General features: G+C 65.2%; 16 protein-coding genes and 1 pseudogene. 7 read left to right on the forward strand and 10 right to left on the reverse strand.

The genetic code is table 11. The annotated features are described in order from the left end of the window. Positions 1-83: 83 nt before the first annotated feature. Positions 84-1895: a translation elongation factor 4 gene (gene lepA / locus ACNJYA_RS03750; protein ID WP_439365444.1), complete on the reverse strand. Its 1812-nt coding sequence runs from the start codon at positions 1893-1895 to the stop codon at positions 84-86. 113 nt (positions 1896-2008) lie between these two features. Between lepA and ACNJYA_RS03755 the strand changes: the two genes are divergently transcribed. Continuing rightward, the gene (locus ACNJYA_RS03755) at positions 2009-3634 is read left to right on the forward strand and encodes a glycosyltransferase family 39 protein (protein WP_439402065.1); all 1626 of its coding nucleotides are present in this window, start codon (positions 2009-2011) and stop codon (positions 3632-3634) included. A gap of 124 nt (positions 3635-3758) precedes the next feature. Here the strand turns inward: ACNJYA_RS03755 and ACNJYA_RS03760 are convergent, their stop codons facing one another. From ACNJYA_RS03760 to ACNJYA_RS03780, 5 genes are all read right to left on the reverse strand, one after another. Next, positions 3759-4076, reverse strand: coding sequence for an HPr family phosphocarrier protein (locus ACNJYA_RS03760; protein ID WP_036014186.1), 318 nt, complete (start codon positions 4074-4076; stop codon positions 3759-3761). Continuing rightward, positions 4073-4474: a PTS sugar transporter subunit IIA gene (locus tag ACNJYA_RS03765; protein ID WP_007597752.1), complete on the reverse strand. Its 402-nt coding sequence runs from the start codon at positions 4472-4474 to the stop codon at positions 4073-4075. The genes ACNJYA_RS03760 and ACNJYA_RS03765 overlap by 4 nt, the downstream gene beginning before the upstream one ends. 133 nt (positions 4475-4607) lie before the next feature. Beyond that, positions 4608-5132, reverse strand: a complete 525-nt coding sequence (locus ACNJYA_RS03770; RefSeq protein WP_439365446.1) for an HPr kinase/phosphorylase — start codon at positions 5130-5132, stop codon at positions 4608-4610. Then, positions 5129-6925 carry a stimulus-sensing domain-containing protein gene (locus tag ACNJYA_RS03775; RefSeq protein WP_439402066.1) on the reverse strand — a complete coding sequence of 599 codons (1797 nt, stop codon included), beginning with the start codon at positions 6923-6925 and terminating at the stop codon, positions 5129-5131. Before ACNJYA_RS03775 ends, ACNJYA_RS03770 begins: the two co-directional genes overlap by 4 nt. Before the next feature lie 112 nt (positions 6926-7037). Beyond that, positions 7038-7739 carry a response regulator transcription factor gene (locus ACNJYA_RS03780; protein ID WP_008542552.1) on the reverse strand — a complete coding sequence of 234 codons (702 nt, stop codon included), beginning with the start codon at positions 7737-7739 and terminating at the stop codon, positions 7038-7040. 242 nt (positions 7740-7981) lie between these two features. Here ACNJYA_RS03780 and ACNJYA_RS03785 point away from each other — a divergent pair, with 242 nt between their 5' ends. The 4 genes and pseudogenes from ACNJYA_RS03785 (at position 7982) to ACNJYA_RS03800 (ending at position 13291) form a co-directional block, all read left to right on the forward strand. Continuing rightward, on the forward strand, positions 7982-8731 hold the full coding sequence (locus ACNJYA_RS03785; protein WP_439402067.1) for a HugZ family protein: 750 nt from the start codon (positions 7982-7984) through the stop codon (positions 8729-8731). 64 nt (positions 8732-8795) lie between these two features. Next, positions 8796-10487 (forward strand): annotated as a pseudogene (locus ACNJYA_RS03790) (tetratricopeptide repeat protein); the annotation flags it as partial. A 98-nt stretch (positions 10488-10585) separates the two neighbouring features. Further along, complete coding sequence (locus tag ACNJYA_RS03795) at positions 10586-11389, forward strand: CHAT domain-containing protein (RefSeq protein ID WP_439403529.1); 804 nt, start codon at positions 10586-10588, stop codon at positions 11387-11389. Between the two features lie 285 nt (positions 11390-11674). Next, entirely contained in the window at positions 11675-13291 is a 1617-nt protein-coding gene (locus ACNJYA_RS03800) for a phosphoenolpyruvate carboxykinase (protein ID WP_439402068.1), read from the forward strand. A gap of 198 nt (positions 13292-13489) precedes the next feature. On the opposite strand, the gene ACNJYA_RS03805 is transcribed toward ACNJYA_RS03800, so the two are convergent. Together ACNJYA_RS03805 and ACNJYA_RS03810 are read right to left on the reverse strand one after the other, a co-directional pair. Beyond that, a complete protein-coding gene (locus tag ACNJYA_RS03805; RefSeq protein WP_439402069.1) occupies positions 13490-14305 on the reverse strand; it encodes an acyl-CoA thioesterase in 816 nt (271 codons plus the stop codon). Positions 14306-14501: 196 nt separating this feature from the next. Further along, the gene (locus ACNJYA_RS03810; RefSeq protein ID WP_439402070.1) at positions 14502-17018 is read right to left on the reverse strand and encodes a glycogen/starch/alpha-glucan phosphorylase; all 2517 of its coding nucleotides are present in this window, start codon (positions 17016-17018) and stop codon (positions 14502-14504) included. Between the two features lie 204 nt (positions 17019-17222). Between ACNJYA_RS03810 and ACNJYA_RS03815 the strand changes: the two genes are divergently transcribed. Then, entirely contained in the window at positions 17223-17456 is a 234-nt protein-coding gene (locus tag ACNJYA_RS03815; protein WP_172786668.1) for a hypothetical protein, read from the forward strand. A gap of 17 nt (positions 17457-17473) precedes the next feature. Here ACNJYA_RS03815 and ACNJYA_RS03820 read toward each other — a convergent pair whose 3' ends face one another. After that, a complete protein-coding gene (locus ACNJYA_RS03820) occupies positions 17474-18337 on the reverse strand; it encodes a LysR family transcriptional regulator (protein WP_212259444.1) in 864 nt (287 codons plus the stop codon). 109 nt (positions 18338-18446) lie between these two features. Here ACNJYA_RS03820 and ACNJYA_RS03825 point away from each other — a divergent pair, with 109 nt between their 5' ends. Further along, a complete protein-coding gene (locus ACNJYA_RS03825; protein ID WP_439402071.1) occupies positions 18447-19358 on the forward strand; it encodes a DMT family transporter in 912 nt (303 codons plus the stop codon). A gap of 153 nt (positions 19359-19511) precedes the next feature. Here ACNJYA_RS03825 and ACNJYA_RS03830 read toward each other — a convergent pair whose 3' ends face one another. Further along, positions 19512-20072 carry a group I truncated hemoglobin gene (locus ACNJYA_RS03830; protein ID WP_260381814.1) on the reverse strand — a complete coding sequence of 187 codons (561 nt, stop codon included), beginning with the start codon at positions 20070-20072 and terminating at the stop codon, positions 19512-19514. Between the last annotated feature and the right edge of the window lie 135 nt (positions 20073-20207).

Consider the following 20207-nt stretch of genomic DNA (forward strand, 5'->3'; position numbering starts at 1 on the left):
TGCATGGGGTTGTTTTCGCGCTTTTTTGTTTGCCGCCTGTTTGCCGGCCTCGGCGACCGCGCCGGCCCGTCCCGAGCGTCGCCTCAGCTGTCCACCTTCAGCGCGGCGATGAAGGCCTCCTGCGGGATGTCGACCTTGCCGAACTGCCGCATCTTCTTCTTGCCTTCCTTCTGCTTCTCCAGAAGCTTGCGTTTACGCGTGATGTCGCCGCCGTAGCATTTTGCGGTGACGTCCTTGCGCAGCGCGCGCACCGTCTCGCGCGCGATCACCTTGCCGCCGATCGCCGCCTGGATCGGGATCTGGAACATGTGCGGCGGGATCAGCTCCTTCATCTTCTCGACCATGGCGCGGCCGCGCCCTTCGGCGCGAGTGCGGTGGACCAGCATCGAGAGCGCATCGACCGGCTCGGCATTGACCAGGATCTGCATCTTGACGAGGTCGGCCGGCTTGTAGTCGGTGAGGTGATAGTCGAACGAGGCGTAGCCCTTGGAGACCGACTTCAGGCGGTCGTAGAAGTCGAACACCACTTCGTTCAGCGGCAGGTCGTATTTCACCATGGCGCGGGAGCCGACGTAAGTGAGCTCCTTCTGCGCGCCGCGGCGGTCCTGGCACAGCTTCAGGACGCTGCCGAGATATTCGTCGGGCGTCAGGATCGTCGCCTCGATCCAGGGCTCGTCGATCTCGGCGATCTTGACCACGTCGGGCATGTCGACGGGATTGTGGATCTCGATCTCGGAGCCGTCGTTGAGCTTCATCCTGTAGATGACGCTCGGCGCGGTCGCGATCAGATTGAGATCGAACTCGCGCGACAGCCGCTCCTGGATGATCTCGAGGTGAAGAAGCCCCAGGAAGCCGCAGCGGAAGCCGAAGCCGAGCGCAGCTGACGTCTCCATCTCGAAGGAGAAGCTGGCGTCGTTGAGGCGCAGCTTGCCCATCGCGGCGCGCAGCGTCTCGAAGTCGTCGGCGTCGACCGGGAACAGGCCGCAGAACACCACGGGGATCGCCGGCTTGAAGCCCGGCAGCATCTCGGCGACCGGCTTCCTGTCGTCGGTGATGGTGTCGCCGACGCGGGTGTCGGCGACTTCCTTGATCGCGGCGGTGATGAAGCCGATCTCGCCGGGGCCGAGCTCCTCGACCTGCTGCATCTTCGGCGTGAAGAAGCCGACGCGCTCGACGTCATAGGCGGCGCCGGTGCCCATCATGCGCACGCGCTGGCCCTTCTTCATGCTGCCGTCGACGATCCGCACCAGCACGACGACGCCGAGATAGACGTCGTACCAGCTGTCGACCAGCAGCGCCTTCAGCGTGGCGTCGCGGTCGCCCTTCGGCGGCGGCAGGCGGGTGACGATGGCTTCCAGCACGTCGGGCACGCCGAGGCCGGTCTTGGCCGAGATCATCACCGCATCCGAGGCGTCGATGCCGATGACGTCCTCGATCTGCTGCTTGACCTTCTCGGGCTCGGCCGCGGGCAGGTCGACCTTGTTCAGGACCGGGACGATCTCGTGATTGTTGTCGAGCGCCTGATAGACGTTGGCGAGCGTCTGCGCCTCGACGCCCTGGCTGGCGTCGACCACGAGCAGGGAACCTTCGCAGGCCGCCAGCGACCGCGAGACCTCGTAGGCGAAGTCGACATGGCCGGGCGTGTCCATCAGGTTGAAGATGTAATCCTTGCCGTCCTTGGCGCGGTAGGCGAGGCGCACCGTCTGCGCCTTGATGGTGATGCCGCGCTCGCGCTCGATGTCCATGGAATCGAGCACCTGCTCCTTGCCCGCCATTTCGCGGTCGGAAAGGCCGCCGGTCATCTGGATCAGGCGGTCGGCCAGCGTCGATTTTCCATGGTCGATATGGGCGACGATGGAGAAATTGCGGATGTTGGAAATGGGGACGGTCGTCATGGGCGCGGGATACCACTCACATCCCCGTGCGGCAACCATATTGCTGTATTTTCAGGGCCTTTGTTCACGCCAAGCTGATTCCATGAGGGGCCAAAACGCGCTACGCACGGCCCATGTCCACGACCTCTCTTCCCTCCTCCAGAACGCGGGCAAAGACCCGCTTGAGTTACGACCGCTTCCGGGCCTTCCTGGTTGCCTGCGCGGTCCGCCCCGAGGCGCGCCTGTGGCTGGTGATCCAATTCGCCCTCCTGCATGCGGTGCTGTGGACCTTCATCCTGATCAATCTGAAGGCGGCGCAGGACGTTCACATGGACGTCGCAGAAGCCTGGGGCTGGGGCCAGAAATTCCTCTGGGGCTATGGCAAGCACCCGCCGCTGTCGGGCTGGGTGGCCGGCCTCTGGTTCGCGGTGTTCCCGGCGGCGGATTGGGCGACCTATGCGCTGGCGATGGCAACGGTGAGCATCGGCATGGTGCTCTGCTGGCTGATCGCCTTGCGCGTGGTCGATGCGCGCCGCGCGTTCCTGGTCGCGGTGATGATCGCGCTCTACCCGATCTTCAATTTCAAGGGCTTCAAGTACAACCCGGACCTGCTCCAGCTCGTCACGCTGCCGCTCCTGGTGCTCGCTTATCTCAACGCATTCGAGAAGCGGAGCTGGCAATCCGGAATCCTGCTCGGGCTTGCCGGCGCGCTGGCGCTGATGACCAAATATTGGGTGCTGACCATGATCGGCGCGATCGGGCTCGCCGCGCTGATCCATCCCAACCGGTTGCGCTTCCTGTCGTCGCCCGCGCCGTGGGTCGCGATCGCCACGATGGTGGCGGCGATGATCCCGCACATCGTCTGGCTGGCGGATGCGCATTTCGTGCCGCTGACCTATGCCGGCGACACCTACAGCCTGCAGGACAAGAGCCAGGTGCATCAGCTCGTCGCGGGCTATGTGCTGCACAATTTCGCGCTGCTGGCCTTGCCGGTGGCGCTCGCGGCACTCGCCATGGCGCTGGTGCCGCCTTGGGTCAAATTGCTGCTGCGAGCGCCCTTGCGGATCGTCACGCGCGCCTGGTCGCGCGGCGCCAATGCAGGCGTCAATGTCTCGCAGGCGCTGAACGTCTGGATCATCCAGCTCATCGTCGCGTTCGGCCCGCCGCTCGGCGCGCTGGTGTTCAGCATCTACATGAAGACCGATTGGGGCATCTCGCTGTTCTTCATGGTCCCGCTCGCGCTGGTCGCGATCCCGACGCTGCGCGTGCAGAGCGCCGCGCTGTTCAACATCGCGGCGATCTGGCTCGTGCTCAGCGCCGCGACGCTTGCGGCCTCGCCCCTCATCGCCGCGCGCGAGATGGAGGCCAATGCCGGCAACACCGCAACCTACGGCGCGCGCTCGGAGCTGGCGCGCAAGCTGACTCAGGAATGGCACATGCGCTTTGCCTCGCGCTGGGCGGTCGTTGCCGGCACCATGGAGTCGATCCAGCCGATGGTGTTCTACAGCCCGGATCACCCCGCAGCGTTCACGCCGAACGAGCCGTGGAGCTCGGGTCTGACGTCGCTCGACGACGTCAAGAGATACGGCTTCATCGGCGTGTTCGATCCGACCGATGGCCGCCTGCCTGGATTCGAGAAATGGGTGTCGGAGGTTGCGCCGAACGCCGAGCGCATGGTGATGAGCACGCGCCGCTTCACGAGCGGCAAGGCCGGCCCATCGATGAGCTGGAACGTCTACATCGCGCCGCCGGGGAAATAGCCGGGCTGCCGTAGTGCCGCAGGGTGGGCAAAGGCGCGAAGCGCCGTGCCCACGAACTTTCACTGATCATGAGATGTGGTGGGCACGCTTCGCATTGCCCACCCGACGGTGCCGAGCGCGTGGCTCAGACCCCTTCCTCGTTGAACTTGCTCTCCACGAGCTCCGTGATCGCCGCCAGCGCGGCTTCGGCGTCGGTCCCTGCCGCCGCCACCGTGATCGTGGTGCCGGGCCCCGCGGCGAGCATCATCAGGCCCATGATCGAGGTGCCGCCCACTGTCTCGCCGCCGCGCGTCACCCACACCTGCGCGTCGAAGCGCTCGACCGCCTGGACGAACTTCGCCGAGGCGCGCGCATGCAGGCCGCGCTTGTTGATGATCAGGAGATCCTTGGAGATCGCGCCCGCGGGCACGCCGGTCGCGGCTTGTGGCGCCTCCTCGCTCATTTGCCTGCGAGCACGCGGCTGGCGATGGTGACGTATTTGCGGCCGGCTTCCTGCGCCATCGCGATCGCGTCGGGCAGCGGTCGCTCCTCGCGCACCTTGGCGAGCTTCACCAGCATGGGCAGGTTGATGCCCGCGAGCACTTCGACCTTGGGCCGGCTCATGCAGGATATTGCCAGGTTCGACGGCGTGCCGCCGAACATGTCGGTGAGGATCGCAACGCCGTCGCCGGAATCGACGCGATTGACCGCCTCGATGATGTCGCTTCGGCAGAGATCGGAATCATCCTCGGCGCCGATCGTGATCGCTTCGATTTGCTTTTGTGGGCCCATGACATGCTCAAGCGCCGCCTTGAATTCGTCGGCAAGGCGCCCGTGGGTCACAAGTACTAGACCAATCATCGGAAAACTCCTCGCGGGCGCTTTTGGTGCACCGCACGAACGCGCCACTTTGACCATCCAGAGCCCCCGCGCAAGAGGGGATGTTGCGTATCTCCCTGAATCTATACGGATGGATGAGGGGAGCTGCGCCGGTCTATTCGGTCGCGATAGTGGGGTTCATATGGTTACCATTTCCCTTCAAACAATCGCCTGAAGGGTTAACGGAAGATGAACTCTTGGTAGTGGTCAAGGCCGCAACAACCAGAGGAAGGGGCGAATAGTCGCGGGCAACGGGGATTCGCGGTATTTCGACACCAAAAATGCTGGTTTTCAGGGCTTCGGCCGGCGGCAGCCGCTCGGCGTCCGCGGCGGCCAGATCGACCACGAGACCGACGGTCGCATGCTCCACGAAGTCGCAGCGGCGGATTCCGAGGCCCCGGATCTCGATCAGGCCGGCCAGGCGAGACGCGGGGCGGACCTCAATTTCATGGCCGAGTGTCGCCAGATGGACACGGTCATCGCCGACCAGCACGGCGCTTTCCACAACGCCCGAGCGTCCGGCCATGATCAGATCGAAGGCAAGCCGCGACTTGCCGGACCCCGAGGGCCCGCGGATCAGCACGGCGAGTGTCCCGACCTTGACGGCGGAGGCGTGAACGCTGGGCCCGCCGTCACTCATAGCGCCGGCAGCCTCACCACGAAGCGCGCGCCGGCAATTATCGGAGTGCCGTCGGCGTCCGGCGGGCCAGGGCGGTTCTCTGCCCAGATCCGTCCGCCATGAGCGTCGACGATCTGCTTGGAGATCGACAGGCCGAGGCCGGAATTCTGGCCGAAGCCCTGATGCGGACGGTCGGTATAGAAGCGCTCGAAGATGCGCTCCAGCGCGTCCTCGCGAATGCCGGGGCCGTCGTCGTCGACCACGATCTCGATCTCGGAGCGCACGCGCCGGCAGGTGAGGCGCACCTTGCTGCCGCGTTCGGAGAAGGATTGCGCGTTGGAGAGCAGGTTGGAGACGACCTGCCCGAGCCGGGAATCGTGGCCGCTCACGGCAAAGGTGTCGGTCGGGCTGCGGCCCTCGAAGCGTGTCTCGACCGCGACGTCGTGGCCGAGCTTGGTTTCATTGGCGACGGACACCAGCGTGGTCAGCAGGCGGCGCAAATCGACCGGGATCGCATCCTGGCGCTGCAGCTCGGCATCGAGGCGGCTGGCGTCGGAGATGTCCGAGATCAGCCGGTCGAGCCGCTTGACGTCGTGCTCGATCACCTCGAGCAGGCGCGCGCGGCTGTTCTCGTTGCGCGCCAGCGGCAGCGTCTCGACCGCCGAGCGCAGCGAGGTCAGCGGGTTCTTCAATTCATGGGCAACGTCGGCGGCGAACATCTCGATCGCCTCGATGCGACTGTAGAGCGCGCTGGTCATGTCGCGCAGCGCGCCGGAGAGGTGGCCGATCTCGTCGCGGCGGCGGGTGAAATCGGGGATTTCGATGCGGGCCTTGATGCGGCGGCGGACGCGCTCGGCGCTGTCGGCGAGCCGGCGCACGGGACCCGCGATCGTGCTCGCCAGCAGGAGCGACAGCATGATCATGACGGCGGCGGCGACGCCGCCGACCTTCAGGATGGCGAGGCGCTCGGCGGTGACCATCTGGTCGATGTCGTCGCCTTGCGTCGACAGCATCAAGGCGCCGTGGATCGCGCGCGAGCGCAGCACGGGGACCGCGACCGAGACGATCACCTCGCCGCGTGCATTGACCCGCACCATCGAGCGCTTCTGGCCCTGCAGGGCGTCGCCCACTTCGGCATAGCCATTGCCGTTCTCGGGCCCGAGCTCGCGATAGAGCGGCAGGTCGCCGCGGTTCAGCCAGGTGCGCACCGCGACCTTGCCGCGCTCGATAATGCCGGGTTGCTCGGCCGGTGGCGGCAGCGGAAAGCGCAGCACGTTTTCGAGGTTGCGGCTGTCGAGCAGCAGGCTGCCGTTGGGATCGTAGATGCGGGCGCGCGTCTTGGTCGGCGAGATCAGGGTGCGCAGCACCGGCGCGACGCGCTCCGGATTGATCGGGAAGTCCAGCGGCGAATACTCGTCCGAGCCGCCATAGGTCTCGCCCGGCTTGAGGTCGAGCAGCCGATCGGGATCGATGGTGATGGCGTTGGTCTGCACCGTGGCGGAGGCCGCGATCGCGCCGGCGATGATCTCGGCCTGGACCAGGAGGCTCTGGGCGCGCGCGTCGATCAGGCCGGCACGGAATTGCGACAGGTACAGGATGCTCGCCACCAGCGCGACGAGGCCGGCGAGGTTGAGCGAGACGATGCGGCGGGTGAGGCTCGAGAAGGACAGCGCGAAGAAGAACTGCCCGGCGCGTTTCAGCCAGTTCAGCGGCCGGAAGCCTTGCGGCTTGTCGTCGGCAACGTGCTCCTGAACGCCGTCGGATGCGAGATCCCCGGCGCTCTGGTTAGGCTCAGGCTGCGTTCGGTCAAGCAATGCTTACGCCCGCGTTAGGACGGCCCGTGCGAAGGTCCCCGCATCCTAGAGCGATCCTCGTCCCGATGGAACGAGAACCGGAGATGCTCTCGATCGCGCTGGAGGGTGCGCCTCAGGCTTCCTTGAAACGGTAGCCGACGCCGTAGAGCGTCTCGATCATCTCGAACTCGTTGTCGACCACCTTGAACTTCTTGCGCAGCCGCTTGATGTGGCTGTCGATGGTGCGGTCGTCGACATAGACCTGGTCGTCATAGGCGGCGTCCATCAGCGCGTTGCGGCTCTTCACCACGCCGGGCCGGGTCGCGAGCGCCTGCAGGATCAGGAATTCGGTGACGGTGAGCGTCACCGGCTCGTTCTTCCAGGTGCAGGTATGGCGTTCCGGATCCATGCGCAGAAGGCCGCGGTCGAGCGCCTTGGCGTCGTTCTCCTTCGGCGCGACGGTCGGGTCCTTCGGCGCCGAGCGGCGCAGCACCGCCTTGACGCGCTCGACCAGCAGACGCTGCGAAAACGGTTTGCGGATGAAATCGTCGGCGCCCATCTTGAGGCCGAACAGCTCGTCGATCTCCTCGTCCTTGGAGGTGAGGAAGATCACCGGCAGGTCGGACTTCTGCCTGAGACGGCGGAGCGTCTCCATGCCGTCCATGCGCGGCATCTTGATGTCGAGGATGGCGAGATCGGGCTGGGTGGTCCGGAAACCGTCGAGTGCGGAGGCACCGTCGGTGTAGGTCATGATACGGTAGCCTTCGGCTTCCAGCGCGATCGAGACGGATGTGAGAATGTTGCGGTCGTCGTCGACCAAAGCGATTGTGGGCATGAGCCTCTCTGCTTTCTGCTTTCCGTTTGGGTCGTGGCTTGAAACGGCGAGCGATCCAGTGATGCGCCGCATACATGGGTGCCGAAGTGGCGTTCGAACCTTGTCACCGAGCAATGCAAGCTGGGCTGAAGTGTGACCAAGTTCCACGAGACACGGCAGATTCGCCGCGTCTCGACCCATAACCGGGCCCCCGTTTACCCGAAAAAAGGCCCACCTTGCAACCACCTGAGCTGAGAAAGCCGATGCAACCGACCCCCGATTTCGACCCCGCAAGGCTCGCCAGATCGCTGCTGAGGCGGTCCCGGCAGGGGGCCTTGGCGACGCTGATGACCGGCAGCGGCGATCCCTATTGTTCCCTGGTCAATCTCGCCAGTCATCCCGACGGCTCGCCGATCCTGTTGATCTCGCGCCTTGCCGTGCATACCAGGAACATCCTCGCGGACTGCAGGGTCTCGCTGATGCTGGACGAGCGCGTGGCCGGCGATCCCCTGGAAGGCGCCCGGATCATGCTGTCGGGCCGGGCCGAGGAGGCCGATTCCGACAAGGATCTGCTCCAGCGACGGTATCTCAGTGCCCACCCCTCGGCAGAAGGCTTTGTTTCCTTTAAGGATTTCTCCTTCTTCCGGATCCGGCCCACGGGAACCCATCTGGTCGCCGGCTTCGGCCGGATCGTCGACCTCAAGCCCGAGCAATTCCTGACCGACCTTACCGGCGCCGAGGACCTGCTGGCGGCGGAGGCGAGCGCCGTCGAGCACATGAACGCAGACCATCGCGATGCCCTGAATCTCTACGCAACGAAGCTGCTCGGCGCCGCCGAGGGCGACTGGCGCTGTACTGGCTGTGACCCTGAAGGCCTCGACATGCAAGACGGGCAAGCCGCGCTGCGGCTGGACTTCCCGGAGCGGGTGACGAATGGCACGGGCCTGCGCAAGATGCTGGTCCGCCTCGCTGGCGAGGCGCGCACGAGGATGGACCAGGGCGCAACCGCTTGAACGCCGCTACCGATCGCCGCGACCCATGACCGTGACGGTTGTCGGGTACGCAGCGAGAGGGGTCATGACGCGTCGACGTTTGGCATGGACTGCGGGTCTGGCGCTCGCCATCACCACCCTGCTGGCTACCCCGGCCCTCGCCCAAAAGGGCGACCTCGCCGCACAGGGGGCGCGGATCAACGCGCTCAACCAGGCCGGCAAATATGCGGAAGCGCTGCCCCTGGCGCAGGCCATGGTCGCGAGCCTGGAGAAGGGCAATGACGGGCGCGAGCTCTCTGCGGCGCTCAACAATCTCGGCCAGGTCTATGCCGGGCAGGGCCGCGACGATCTGGCCGAGCCGGTCTACAAGCGCGCGATCGCGCTGATGGAAAAGTCGCTCGGCCTCGACACCGCCTTGATCTCGCCCGAACTGACCAATCTCGCCGCACTGTATCAGCGGCAGGGCCGCTTCACTGAAGCCGAGCCGCTGTTCAAGCGCGCGCTCGCCGTCAGCGAAAAGAGCCTGTCGCGCGAGCATCCAGATGTCGGCCGGGCCCTCAACAATCTCGCCACGCTCTATGTGAAGCAGGAGCGCTTTGCCGATGCCGAGCCGCTGTTCCGGCGTGCGCTCGCGATCTATCAGAAGGCCGCAGGTCCCGAGCATCCCGCGGTCGCCACGGTCCTGAACAACATCGGACAGGTCGAGCGCGACCTCGACCGCGACGCCGATGCCGAAGCGCCGATCAAGCGCTCGCTCGCAATCCGTGAAAAGGTGCTGGGGCCGGACCACCCCGACGTCGCGCGCTCGCTCAACAATCTCGCCGGGCTCTACCAGCACCAGCAGCGTTATGCCGATGCCGAGCCGCTGTATCGCCGCGCGCTGGCGATCCGCGAGCGTGCGCTCGGGCCCGATCACCCCGACGTCGCGACCTCGACGAGCAATCTCGCCGATTTCCTGCAGGCGACGGGACGGACGGCGGACGCCTTGCCGTTGGCGCAGAAGACGCTCGCGGCCAACCGTGCGCAGCTGCGTGTCGTGTTGCCGATCCTGTTCGCGGCGAGGCAGCAATCGCTGCTCGCGAGCGAGAAGGCGCTCGACGACGCCCTCGGTGCGATCCAGCGCGGCTCGCAATCCTCTGCTGCTTCCGCCGTGAACAAGCTCGCGGTGCGGCTCGCCGCCGGCAGCGACCGGCTCGCCGAGCTCGTGCGCAAGGATCAGGATCTCGCGGCCGAGTCCGAAGCGCTCGACAAGGCGATCATCGCTGCGGTGTCGAAGCCATCGGCCCAGCGTGACGTCGCGGCCGAGCAGCGCAGCCGCGCGCGGATCGCGGCGATCGCGAGCGCGCGCAACGGATTGCAGAAGACGCTCGCGGTCGAGTTTCCCGACTATTCCTTGCTTTCCAACCCGCTGCCGCTGACCGTGAAGGACATCCAGCCGCTGCTGGCCTCCGACGAGGCGATGGTGGTCTATTCCGTCGTCGACAGGCGGAGCTATGTCGTCGCGATCACGCGCGAGAGCGTCGAGTGGAAGGAGATTCCGCTCGAAGCGGACGCGATCACGCAGAAAGTCACCGCCTTTCGCAGGGGGCTCGATGTCGGCAAGGCGCGCGATGCCTCCGGCAAATCGGGATTGTTCGACCTCGCCCTCGCCCACGAGCTCTATGTCGCGCTGCTCGGCCCGGTCGAGGCGCTGACCAAGGACAAGCGCAACCTGCTGGTGGTGCCGTCGGCGGCACTGACCGCATTGCCGTTTCATCTGCTGGTCACGGAGAAGCCGCAGGCAGCGATCCCGGACCGGCTCGAGGGCTACCGCAGTGTTGCCTGGCTGCTGCGGCGCCAGGCCGTCTCGGTGCTGCCGTCGGTGATCAGCCTGAAATCGCTGCGCGCTTTTGCCCGCAGGGATCAAAGCATCAAGCCGATGACCGGTTTCGGCGATCCCGTGTTCAACCCTGCAGCCGAAGGGCCTGCCGACCGGCGCGCCGCGAGCGGCAAGGTCGCCGCACGCAGCATTGCGACGATCGCCTATGCCGACTTCTGGCGCGGCGCCGGCGTGGATCGTGCGCGGCTGCCCAGGCACTGCCGCAACTGCCCGATACGGCCGACGAATTGAGCGCGGTGGCGAGGGACGTCGGCGCGGCAGAGGCCGATATCCATCTCGGCCGCGACGCCAGCGAAACGACGCTCAAGCGTGCAGCGCTTGCCCAATACGGCATCATCTACTTTGCCACCCACGGCCTCGTTGCCGGCGACGTCAAGGGATTGGGGGAGCCCTCGCTTGCGCTCTCCATCCCCGACCAGCCGACGGAGCTCGACGATGGTCTTCTCACCGCGAGCGAAGTGGCCCAGCTCAAACTCAATGCCGATTGGGTTGTGCTATCCGCCTGCAACACCATCGCGGGCGACAAGCCCGGTGCCGAAGCGTTGTCGGGATTGGCGCGCTCGTTCTTCTACGCAGGCGCCCGCGCGCTCTTGGTGTCGCATTGGGCCGTGGATTCGGAGGCTGCGACCCGCTTGACCACATCGACCTTCGAGCTGCTCAAGAAAGAACCGAAGCTCGGTCGCGCCGAAGCTTTGCGCCGCGCGATGTTAGCCTATCTCGATGATGCCTCGTCGCCACGCAACGCTTATCCCGCGATGTGGGGGCCGTTCGCGCTGATCGGCGAGGGTGAGGTAAGATAGGGCGTCGGCGCCGCGATTGTGCGTCGCAATAACCGGGCATAACGCGCAAACGTGCATTTGGTTGCGCGATCATCAGCACTTTCTCGATGCAGCCGTTCAGAGCTGACATGCGCGACGTTTGGCGCGGTCCTTGAATAAACCAAATCCTGCGGGATCAGCTTGGCAACGCCAGCGTTCATCAGTATTACGTCGTTCAGCCGAGGCCGAACGGCCCATATTCACGGTGATCGCGACGGCGCCAGACTTGGCCGCGCTGAGTGTCGCGAGTTCTAGGAGGATTTTTTCGTGCAAGAGACGGGCCTGCGCAACGGTGCCTTCGGCGCCGACAAATTCGGCTTAAAGAATCTCAAGCAGGTTCACTGGAACCTGGGTGCGCCGCAACTCTATCAATACTCGCTCGCAGCGGGCGAGGCGGTGCTCTCCGCCGATGGCGCACTCTGCGCTGACACCGGCGAGTTCACCGGGCGCAGCCCGAAGGACAAGTTCACGGTGCGCGACGCCGCCACCGACAAGAAGATGTGGTGGGCCGGCAACCAGTCGATCACCGCAGAGCAGTTCGAGACGCTCTATCAGGACTTCCTCAAGCACGCCGAAGGCCAGCGCCTGTTCGCGCAGGACCTCTATGGCGGCGCCGACCCGGCCTACCGGATCAAGACGCGCGTCTTCACCGAGCTTGCCTGGCACTCGCTCTTCATCCGCACGCTGCTGATCCGCCCCGAGGCGATCGAGCTGTCGACCTTCGTGCCGGAGCTCACCATCATCGACATGCCGAGCTTCCGCGCCGATCCCAAACGCCACGGCTGCCGCTCGGAGAACGTCGTCGCGATCGATTTCACCCGCAAGATCGTCCTGATCGGCGGGTCTTATTATGCCGGCGAGATGAAGAAGTCGGTGTTCACGACGCTGAACTATTATCTGCCCGAGCGCGGCGTGATGCCGATGCACTGCTCGGCCAATGTCGGCGCCAAGGGCGATACCGCGATTTTCTTCGGCCTGTCGGGCACCGGCAAGACGACGCTGTCGGCCGATCCCAACCGCACGCTGATCGGCGACGACGAGCACGGCTGGGGCCCGAACGGTGTCTTCAATTTCGAAGGCGGCTGCTACGCCAAGTGCATCAAACTCTCGAAGGAAGCCGAGCCCGAGATCTATGCCGCCTCGACTCGCTTCGGCGCGGTGCTCGAGAATTGCGTGCTCGACGACGACACCCGCGTCGTCGATTTCGACGACGGCTCCAAGACCGAGAATACGCGTTCGGCCTATCCGCTCGACTTCATCCCGAACGCGTCGCGCACCGGCCGCGCGCCGCAGCCGAAGAACGTGGTGATGCTGGCTGCCGACGCTTTCGGCGTGCTGCCGCCGATCGCCAAGCTCTCGCCGGCGCAGGCGATGTATCACTTCCTGTCCGGCTACACCGCCAAGGTCGCCGGCACCGAGCGCGGTCTCGGCAACGAGCCGCAGCCGGAATTCTCGACCTGCTTCGGCTCGCCCTTCCTGCCGCTCGACCCATCCGTCTATGGCAACATGCTGCGCGACCTCATTGCCCAGCACAATGTCGATTGCTGGCTCGTCAACACGGGGTGGACCGGCGGCAAGTACGGTGTCGGCTCGCGCATGCCGATCAAGGTGACGCGCGCGCTACTCACCGCCGCGCTCGACGGCTCGCTGCGCAACGTCGAATTTCGTACCGACAAATATTTCGGCTTCGCGGTCCCGACCGCGCTGCCGGGCGTGCCGGCCGAGATCCTCAACCCGGTCAACACCTGGAAGGACAAGGACGAGTTCGACAAGACCGCCCGCGCGCTGGTCGGCATGTTCCAGAAGAATTTTGCCAAGTTCGAAGCCCAGGTCGACGCCGAGGTCCGCGCCGCCGCGCCGGATGTGAAGCTGGCGGCGGAGTAAGCGCTCGGTCTTAATGCAGAAGGGCGGCCGAGAGGCCGCCCTTTTTGCTTGCGCCACATCTCTCCACCGTCATTGCGAGCGCAGCGAAGCAATCCAGAAATCCCTCCGCGGAGACAGTCTGGATTGCTTCGTCGCCAGCGCAAAATTGCTCCGCAATTTTGTCGCGGGCTCCTCGCAATGACGAGTCCGTGGAAGCAGCTACGCCTTGAAATACGCGATCTGCGTCGTGGTCGCGAGCAGCCGGCCGTTCGGCGACCACAGCTCGGCGTTCTGGTCGGCGTAGCTCTTGTGCATGATCTTGGAATCGGCGGTCGCCAGCACGCGCGTGATGTCTTCAGCCACGAGCTCCTCGGCGTCGGTGTGGAAATACGTCGTCAGCGACACCGTGCCGAACGGCACCAGCTCGCGCCGGGCGTGGAAGACGCGGCCGAAGAAGGCGTCCGACATCGACATCAGCGACAGCATGTCGAGCTTGCGCGGCGTGCGGTCGCTGATCCAGATTTTCGAATAGGTGCTGGCGGGCTCGGCCTGCGGGGGGCCCATCCGCATCTCGCCCTCGACGAAGCGGAATTCGTATTGGTTGGCCCAGGATGCCGAGATTTTTGGGAACGGCAGCGTCTGTTCGAACGGCTTTGTTTCAGGATATTGCGCCACCCGGTGCTCCCAGGACGGGCGCCGCTCGGCGAACACCGCGGTGGCGAGCGTTGCGACCTCGCCGCCGCCCTGGCTGAGCTCGACGCTCCAATGCTGGCTGGAGCGGTTGGCTTTGACCAGCCGCACGTCGAGGTCGAACGGGCCCTTGGCGATCGGCGCGCAATAATTGACGGTGACGGCGAGCGGATCGCCGGCGCGTTCGGGATGGTCGATCAGCGCGCGCAAAATGGTCGCGGCCGTGGCGCCGCCGAACGGGCCGACAAAGGCCCAGTACTCATCGCTGGTGTGTCCCTGCCAGCTGCTGTCACCGGCGGTGACGCGCGTGGCCTCGTCGAAGGGGTGCGGGAGCTTCGCGTGCATTGGTGGTCCTCGATGCCTGGCCGCCGTCATTGCGAGCGCAGCGAAGCAATCCAGACTGTCTCTATGGATGCAGTCTGGATTGCTTCGTCGCTGCGCTCCTCGCAATGACAAGCGGTGCGCTGACGGTCATCATATGACAGTCGGCGCCGCCATGTTCAATAACGTCGCTGGTAATGGAAATCCACGCCGCGGAAAATCAGCCCGCGGCGTCGCGCAAATTCGGCAGCAGCGGCGTGGTCGGGTTGACCGGCACGTTCCAGATCTCCTCGGCATATTCGCGGATGGTCCGGTCCGAGGAGAACCAGGCCATGCGCGCCACGTTGAGGATGGAGGCGCGTGTCCAGGCCGGCGCCACCTGCCAGCGCGCATCGACCGCGCGCTGCGCCTCGTAGTAGGAATCGAAATCGGCGCTGACCATGTAATGGTCGAGATAGCGCAGCGCATGCGCGATGGATTCGAAGCGGCCGGGATCGCCGGGCGAGAACTCGCCGGCGCCGATCGCGTTGATGGCGCGCTGCAGCTTTGGTGACCTGCGGATCACGTCGGAGGCATCCAGCCCCTGCTTGCGCCGGATCATGACATCGCCTGCCTCCATGCCGAAGATCGCGATGTTCTCCGCGCCGACATGGTCGCGGATCTCGATGTTGGCGCCGTCGAGCGTGCCGATGGTGATGGCGCCGTTCAGCGCCAGCTTCATGTTGCCGGTGCCGGAGGCTTCCATGCCGGCGGTGGAGATCTGCTCGGACAGATCGGCGGCGGGAATGATCACCTCGGCGAGGCTGACATTGTAGTCGGGCAGGAACACGACCTTGAGCTTGCCGCCGATGGCGGGGTCGTTGTTGACGACGTCGGCGACGTCGTTGATCAGCTTGATGATCAGCTTGGCGTAGCGATAGCTCGCCGCCGCCTTGCCGGCGAAGATCTTCACCCGCGGCACCCAATTGCCGTTGGGCTCGTCCTTGATCGCCTGGTACAGCGCGACCGTCTCGATGACGTTGAGCAGCTGGCGCTTGTATTCGTGGATGCGCTTGATCTGCACGTCGAACAATGCGCCCGGATCGACCCTGATGCCGAGCCGTTCGCCGATCAGGCGGGCGAGCTGGGCCTTGTTGTGGTGCTTGACGCTGCGGAATTTCTTCTGGAACTCGACATCGCTGGCGCGCGCCTCGATCAGCGAGAGCTGGGTCGGATCGTCGAGCACGGCCTCGCCGCAGGTCTCGCGCAACAAATCGGTCAGCTTCGGGTTCGCCAGCATCAGCCAGCGGCGGAAGGTGATGCCGTTGGTCTTGTTGGTGATGCGGCCGGGATAGAGATGATTGAGGTCGTGGAACACGGTCTCGCGCATCAGGTCCGAATGCATCGCCGAGACGCCGTTGATGCGGTGCGAGCCGACGAAGGCGAGCTGGCCCATGCGCACGCGGCGGCCGCTCTTCTCGTCGATCAGCGAGACCGAGGCACGGAAGTCGATGTCGCCGGGGCAGCGCGCTTCCGCAAGCGCCAGATGCTGCACGTTGATGCGGTAGATGATTTCCAGATGCCGCGGCAACAGTCGCTCGAACAGCTCGACCGGCCAGGTCTCCAGCGCCTCCGGCAGCAGCGTGTGGTTGGTGTAGGAGAGGGTGGCGACGGTGATCTTCCAGGCCTCGTCCCAGCGGAAATTGTGGAGGTCGACGAGGATGCGCATCAGCTCGGTGACGGCAAGGCTCGGATGGGTGTCGTTGAGCTGCACCGCGACCTTGTTCGACAGGCTGCGCAGCTGGCCGTCGGACGACAGATGCCGCTTGACCAGATCCTGCAGCGAGGCCGAGACGAAGAAATATTCCTGGCGCAGCCGCAGCTCGCGGCCCGCCGGGCTTTCGTCGTTCGGATAGAGGAATTTGCAGATCGCCTCCGCGCGCGCCTGCTCGGCGCTGGCGCTGACGTAATCGCCCTTGTTGAAGGCATCGAGCTTCAGCGGATCGGGCGAGCGCGCCGACCACAGCCGCAGCGCGTTGACGTGCTGGCCGCGCCAGCCGACGATCGGCGTGTCATAGGCGATCGCCTGCACGGTCTCGCTCGCGTGCCAGATCGCGCGGTCGCGGCCCTTGTCATCGACATGCTCGACGCCGCCGCCGAAATTGATGTCGTAGATCACCTCGGGCCGCTGCAATTCCCAGGGATTGCCGAAGCTCAGCCATTCGTCGGGATATTCCTGCTGCCAGCCCTGATTGATGATCTGGCGGAACAGGCCGTAATCGTAGCGGATGCCGTAGCCGATCGCGGGGATCGACAGGGTCGCCATGCTCTCCATGAAGCAGGCGGCGAGCCGGCCGAGGCCGCCATTGCCGAGCGCTGCATCCGGCTCGCATTTGCGCAGCTCCGGCAGCGAGACGCCGAGATCGCCGAGCGCGACCTCGAAGATCTGCAGGAGGCCCATGTTGTTGAGCGCGTCGGTGAAGAGCCGGCCGATCAAAAATTCGAGCGAGAGATAATAGACGCGCTTGCGGCCCGCGTCGTAGCTGTGTTTCTCGGCCGTGAGCCAGCGATGCACGATGCGGTCGCGCAGCGCGAGCGCCGCGGCCTGATACCAATCGTGCCTGGTCGCCATGCCAGCGTCCTTGCCGATGGCAAGGCGCAGCTTTGCCAGGATTGCGCCCTTGATCTCGGCCAGCGCGAGTTCGTCGATGGGCTGCCCGGGGGCCGGAAAACTGGGCTGGAACGATGAATCCTGCAAAGCCGTCACTTCCTAGGTCGAAGTACTCTCACCAATCTACGCGTCCTGCCCCTTGCACCGGAACTGTCGCCCGGCGGTCGTGCACGCCACTGGCGCAAAATTATGCAAGGAACGGGCCGAGTTGGGAACCCGGAGGAGCACGGAGAAAGCCGGATTCGGTGCTAGATTACGAAAGATTCAGCCATCAGTGTGGAGGAGACGACCATGAGACTGCTGATCGAAATCGCCACTGCAGCCCTGCTCGTCGTCTGCATCAGCGCCACCAGCGCGGCGTTTGCCGCCGGCAAAACCGGTCGCAGCGCCGATGGCCTCAGCTGCGGCTTCACGGTGCCGCAGAATGCGTCGCCCGCAGCCCGCTGCACTGCGATCAAGCGCCAATGCGGCGGCAAGTTCTACGCAAGCGCGTGCGGTGACAAATTGATGTCCGCTGCGAATTGAGCGGAGGTCCGGCGAGCTCAAGCCGCCTTGCTCTGCACCGCATCGCAAAACTCCGCGAGACGATCCGCAAGCCGCAGCGTTGCCGGGCTCGCATCCGGCGAAGCCATCAGCGCCACCTCGGTCTTGTTGATCGGCGCAAAGCCGTCTTTTGCGGTCAGCACGCGGTGATCGGACTGGATCGCCATCTCCGACAGGATGCTTAGGCCCATGCCGGCGGCGACGGCGGCCTGGATGCCGGCGAGGCTCGACGAGGTGTAGGCGGTGTGCCAGGCGCGGCCCGCGCTTTCCAGCGCGTGGATGGCGCCGGCGCGATAGATGCAGCCGAGCGGAAAGCCGATCAGCGGCACCGAGGGCACATCGACATCGACCGGATGGCTCTTGCTGGTGACCCAGTGCACCCGCTCCGGCCACACCGCGATCGCGTCCTTTGCCCCGGCCTCGCGCTTGTAGAGTGCAAGGTCGAGCTCACCGCGCGCGAGATCGCGGGCGAGATGCTTGCTCTGGTCGGCGCGCACGTCGAGCCGCAACCCCGGATGCGATCGCGAGAACGCGCCCAGCAGTTTTGCCAAGCGGTAGGCCGCAAAGTCCTCGGGGATGCCGAGCCGGATCGCGCCTTCGCCGCCCGGCTGGCGCAATACGTCGCGCGCCTCCTCGGCGAGCGACAGCAACCGCCGCGCATAGGAGAGCAGCCGCTCGCCGGCCTCGGTCGGGCGCACGTCCTTGCCGTCGCGGTGCAGCAGCACCTGACCGACGTCCTCCTCCAGCCGCTTGATCTGCTGGCTGACGGTCGATTGCGTGCGGTGGACGCGCTCGCCAGCGCGGGTGAAGCCGCCGGCCTCGACCACCGAGACGAAGCTGCGCAGCAGCTCCAGATCCAGCATCGCCGCCTCCATTGAAAAATCCACTGGACTGCAGTTAATCATTTAATTTCCAAATGACAAGCGGCCTCCCTAGATCGAGGGCAGAAGAAAAACATCCGAGAATGCCCTCATGTCGCTCGCCACCTCGCTTCCCGCCCAGCGCAGCCGCTTCAACACATTGCCGCTCGCGATCGGCCTGTTCTGCCTGCTCTGGAGCTACGCCTTCGTCGCCGGCAAGATCGGCGTCACCCATTGCCCGCCGCTGATCCTGCTCGCCGCGCGCTTCTCGCTCGCCGGCATCCTGATCCTGGGCGCCACGCTCGCCCGCGGCGACGGCTGGTCATTGACCTGGCGTGACGCCGCGGTCTTCGCAGTGCTGGGCATCGCCAACAACGCTCTCTATCTCGGGCTCGGCTACACCGGCCTGCAATCGGTCTCCGCAGGCCTTGGCGGCCTGATCGTGTCGGCCAATCCGGTGTTCACGGCGGCGCTCGCCGCGCTGCTGCTCGGCGAAGGCATGACCTGGCGCAAGGCGAGCGGCCTCTTGCTCGGGGTCATCGGTGTGACGGCAATCGTCTGGCATCGCCTGTCGGTCGGCGCCGACAGCCTGGACGGGATCGTCTTCACGCTGGCCTCGCTCGCCTCCATCGTCGCCGGGACCATCCTGTTCAAGCTACTCGCGCCGAAGGGGTCGTTGTGGATCGGCAACGGCGTGCAGAACCTCGCTGCCAGCATCGCGCTGACGCCAGTCGCGCTGATTTTCGCCGATGTCCACGCCATCGACTATACGCCGGGCCTGATCGGCGCCTTCGCCTTCCTCGTGCTCGGCGGCTCGATCCTCGCCTCCTGGCTCTGGTTTCATCTCCTGAAGACGTGTGGCGCCACCGCCGCCAGCGCCTATCATTTTCTGATGCCGCCGCTCGGCATGCTGTTCGCGTTCCTCGTGCTCGGCGAGCACATCGAGGCGCGCGACCTGCTCGGCATCATTCCGGTCGCGCTCGGCATCTACCTGGTGACGCGGCCGGCGAAGGCGAAGTCGTGAGCGAGATAGAGGCCCCGCTATCTCAACATCGTCGTTGCGAGCGCAGCGAAGCAACCCAGAATCTTTCCGCGGAGGGACTCTGGATTGCTTCGCTGCGCTCGCCGTCTCGGCCTTGCCGATGAACGCCGTTGATCACGACCTCATAGCGATGCTTCAACCGCGCTTGGCTTTCGATACGTAACCGGCGGTGACCTCATCTTTGTGGCTGGCGAACGCAGCCAGTACTTCGGTCTTCTCGCGCTTCGGGACCTTGGCGAAGTCAAGTGTCCGTCCGAGTTCAGCTGCGACCTCGTCGAATTCCGCCGGAGAGATCAGCAAGGCCCGGTGCGCCTCCTCAAGGCCAAGGGGCGTCGTCCCCGGCCTGGTGGCCTTGAACTGGAACGGCCCGCCCGAAACGTCACAGACCCAAAGTGTTCGCATGAACTTGAGGCCAGGCAAGCGTTTCAGATTCTTGGTGTGCCATTCCCTCAACTGCGGATTTTTGGACTTCTGGCCGACGATGGGGTTCTTTACGACCGCGTCGCTGAAGTGATCCACGACCGCTGCAATGGCGAAAACGCCGCCAAGTCGTTCATACAGACTTTGATCCGGAGCGGTTTGCTGGGCCTGCGCATGCGCCTGATTGGCTCCAGCCAAGGCCACGGGGGCGGCTGTCAGCGCCAGGCCTGCGACCACGCTTCGTCTGCTGATGGAAGTCGAACGAGCCCTTGCCATGGGTACCTCCTTACGGGGTTTCGTGAGGCATTGCGGCACCAGCATCGTCCCGTCGAAACCGCGGCCGTGCGCACACTGCGTGCCGGGCGGCCTTGTCGGTATTTGCCGTGCTCCCCATCGGATGGTTCGGAATGG

This window comes from Bradyrhizobium sp. BLXBL-01 (assembly GCF_051853025.1).
In the GTDB taxonomy this organism is placed as follows: Bacteria; Pseudomonadota; Alphaproteobacteria; order Rhizobiales; family Xanthobacteraceae; genus Bradyrhizobium.

Excerpts from the sequence above, each read along its gene's own strand:
- ACNJYA_RS03830 (WP_260381814.1), bottom strand. The coding sequence starts at position 20,072 with ATGGCAAGGGCTCGTTCGACTTCCATCAGCAGACGAAGCGTGGTCGCA.
- ACNJYA_RS03760 (WP_036014186.1), bottom strand. The coding sequence starts at position 4,076 with ATGAGCGAGGAGGCGCCACAAGCCGCGACCGGCGTGCCCGCGGGCGCG.
- ACNJYA_RS03815 (WP_172786668.1), top strand. The coding sequence starts at position 17,223 with ATGAGACTGCTGATCGAAATCGCCACTGCAGCCCTGCTCGTCGTCTGC.
- ACNJYA_RS03825 (WP_439402071.1), top strand. The coding sequence starts at position 18,447 with ATGTCGCTCGCCACCTCGCTTCCCGCCCAGCGCAGCCGCTTCAACACA.
- ACNJYA_RS03805 (WP_439402069.1), bottom strand. The coding sequence starts at position 14,305 with ATGCACGCGAAGCTCCCGCACCCCTTCGACGAGGCCACGCGCGTCACC.
- lepA (WP_439365444.1), bottom strand. The coding sequence starts at position 1,895 with ATGACGACCGTCCCCATTTCCAACATCCGCAATTTCTCCATCGTCGCC.
- ACNJYA_RS03785 (WP_439402067.1), top strand. The coding sequence starts at position 7,982 with ATGCAACCGACCCCCGATTTCGACCCCGCAAGGCTCGCCAGATCGCTG.
- ACNJYA_RS03770 (WP_439365446.1), bottom strand. The coding sequence starts at position 5,132 with ATGAGTGACGGCGGGCCCAGCGTTCACGCCTCCGCCGTCAAGGTCGGG.
- ACNJYA_RS03780 (WP_008542552.1), bottom strand. The coding sequence starts at position 7,739 with ATGCCCACAATCGCTTTGGTCGACGACGACCGCAACATTCTCACATCC.
- ACNJYA_RS03755 (WP_439402065.1), top strand. The coding sequence starts at position 2,009 with ATGTCCACGACCTCTCTTCCCTCCTCCAGAACGCGGGCAAAGACCCGC.
- ACNJYA_RS03765 (WP_007597752.1), bottom strand. The coding sequence starts at position 4,474 with ATGATTGGTCTAGTACTTGTGACCCACGGGCGCCTTGCCGACGAATTC.
- ACNJYA_RS03820 (WP_212259444.1), bottom strand. The coding sequence starts at position 18,337 with ATGCTGGATCTGGAGCTGCTGCGCAGCTTCGTCTCGGTGGTCGAGGCC.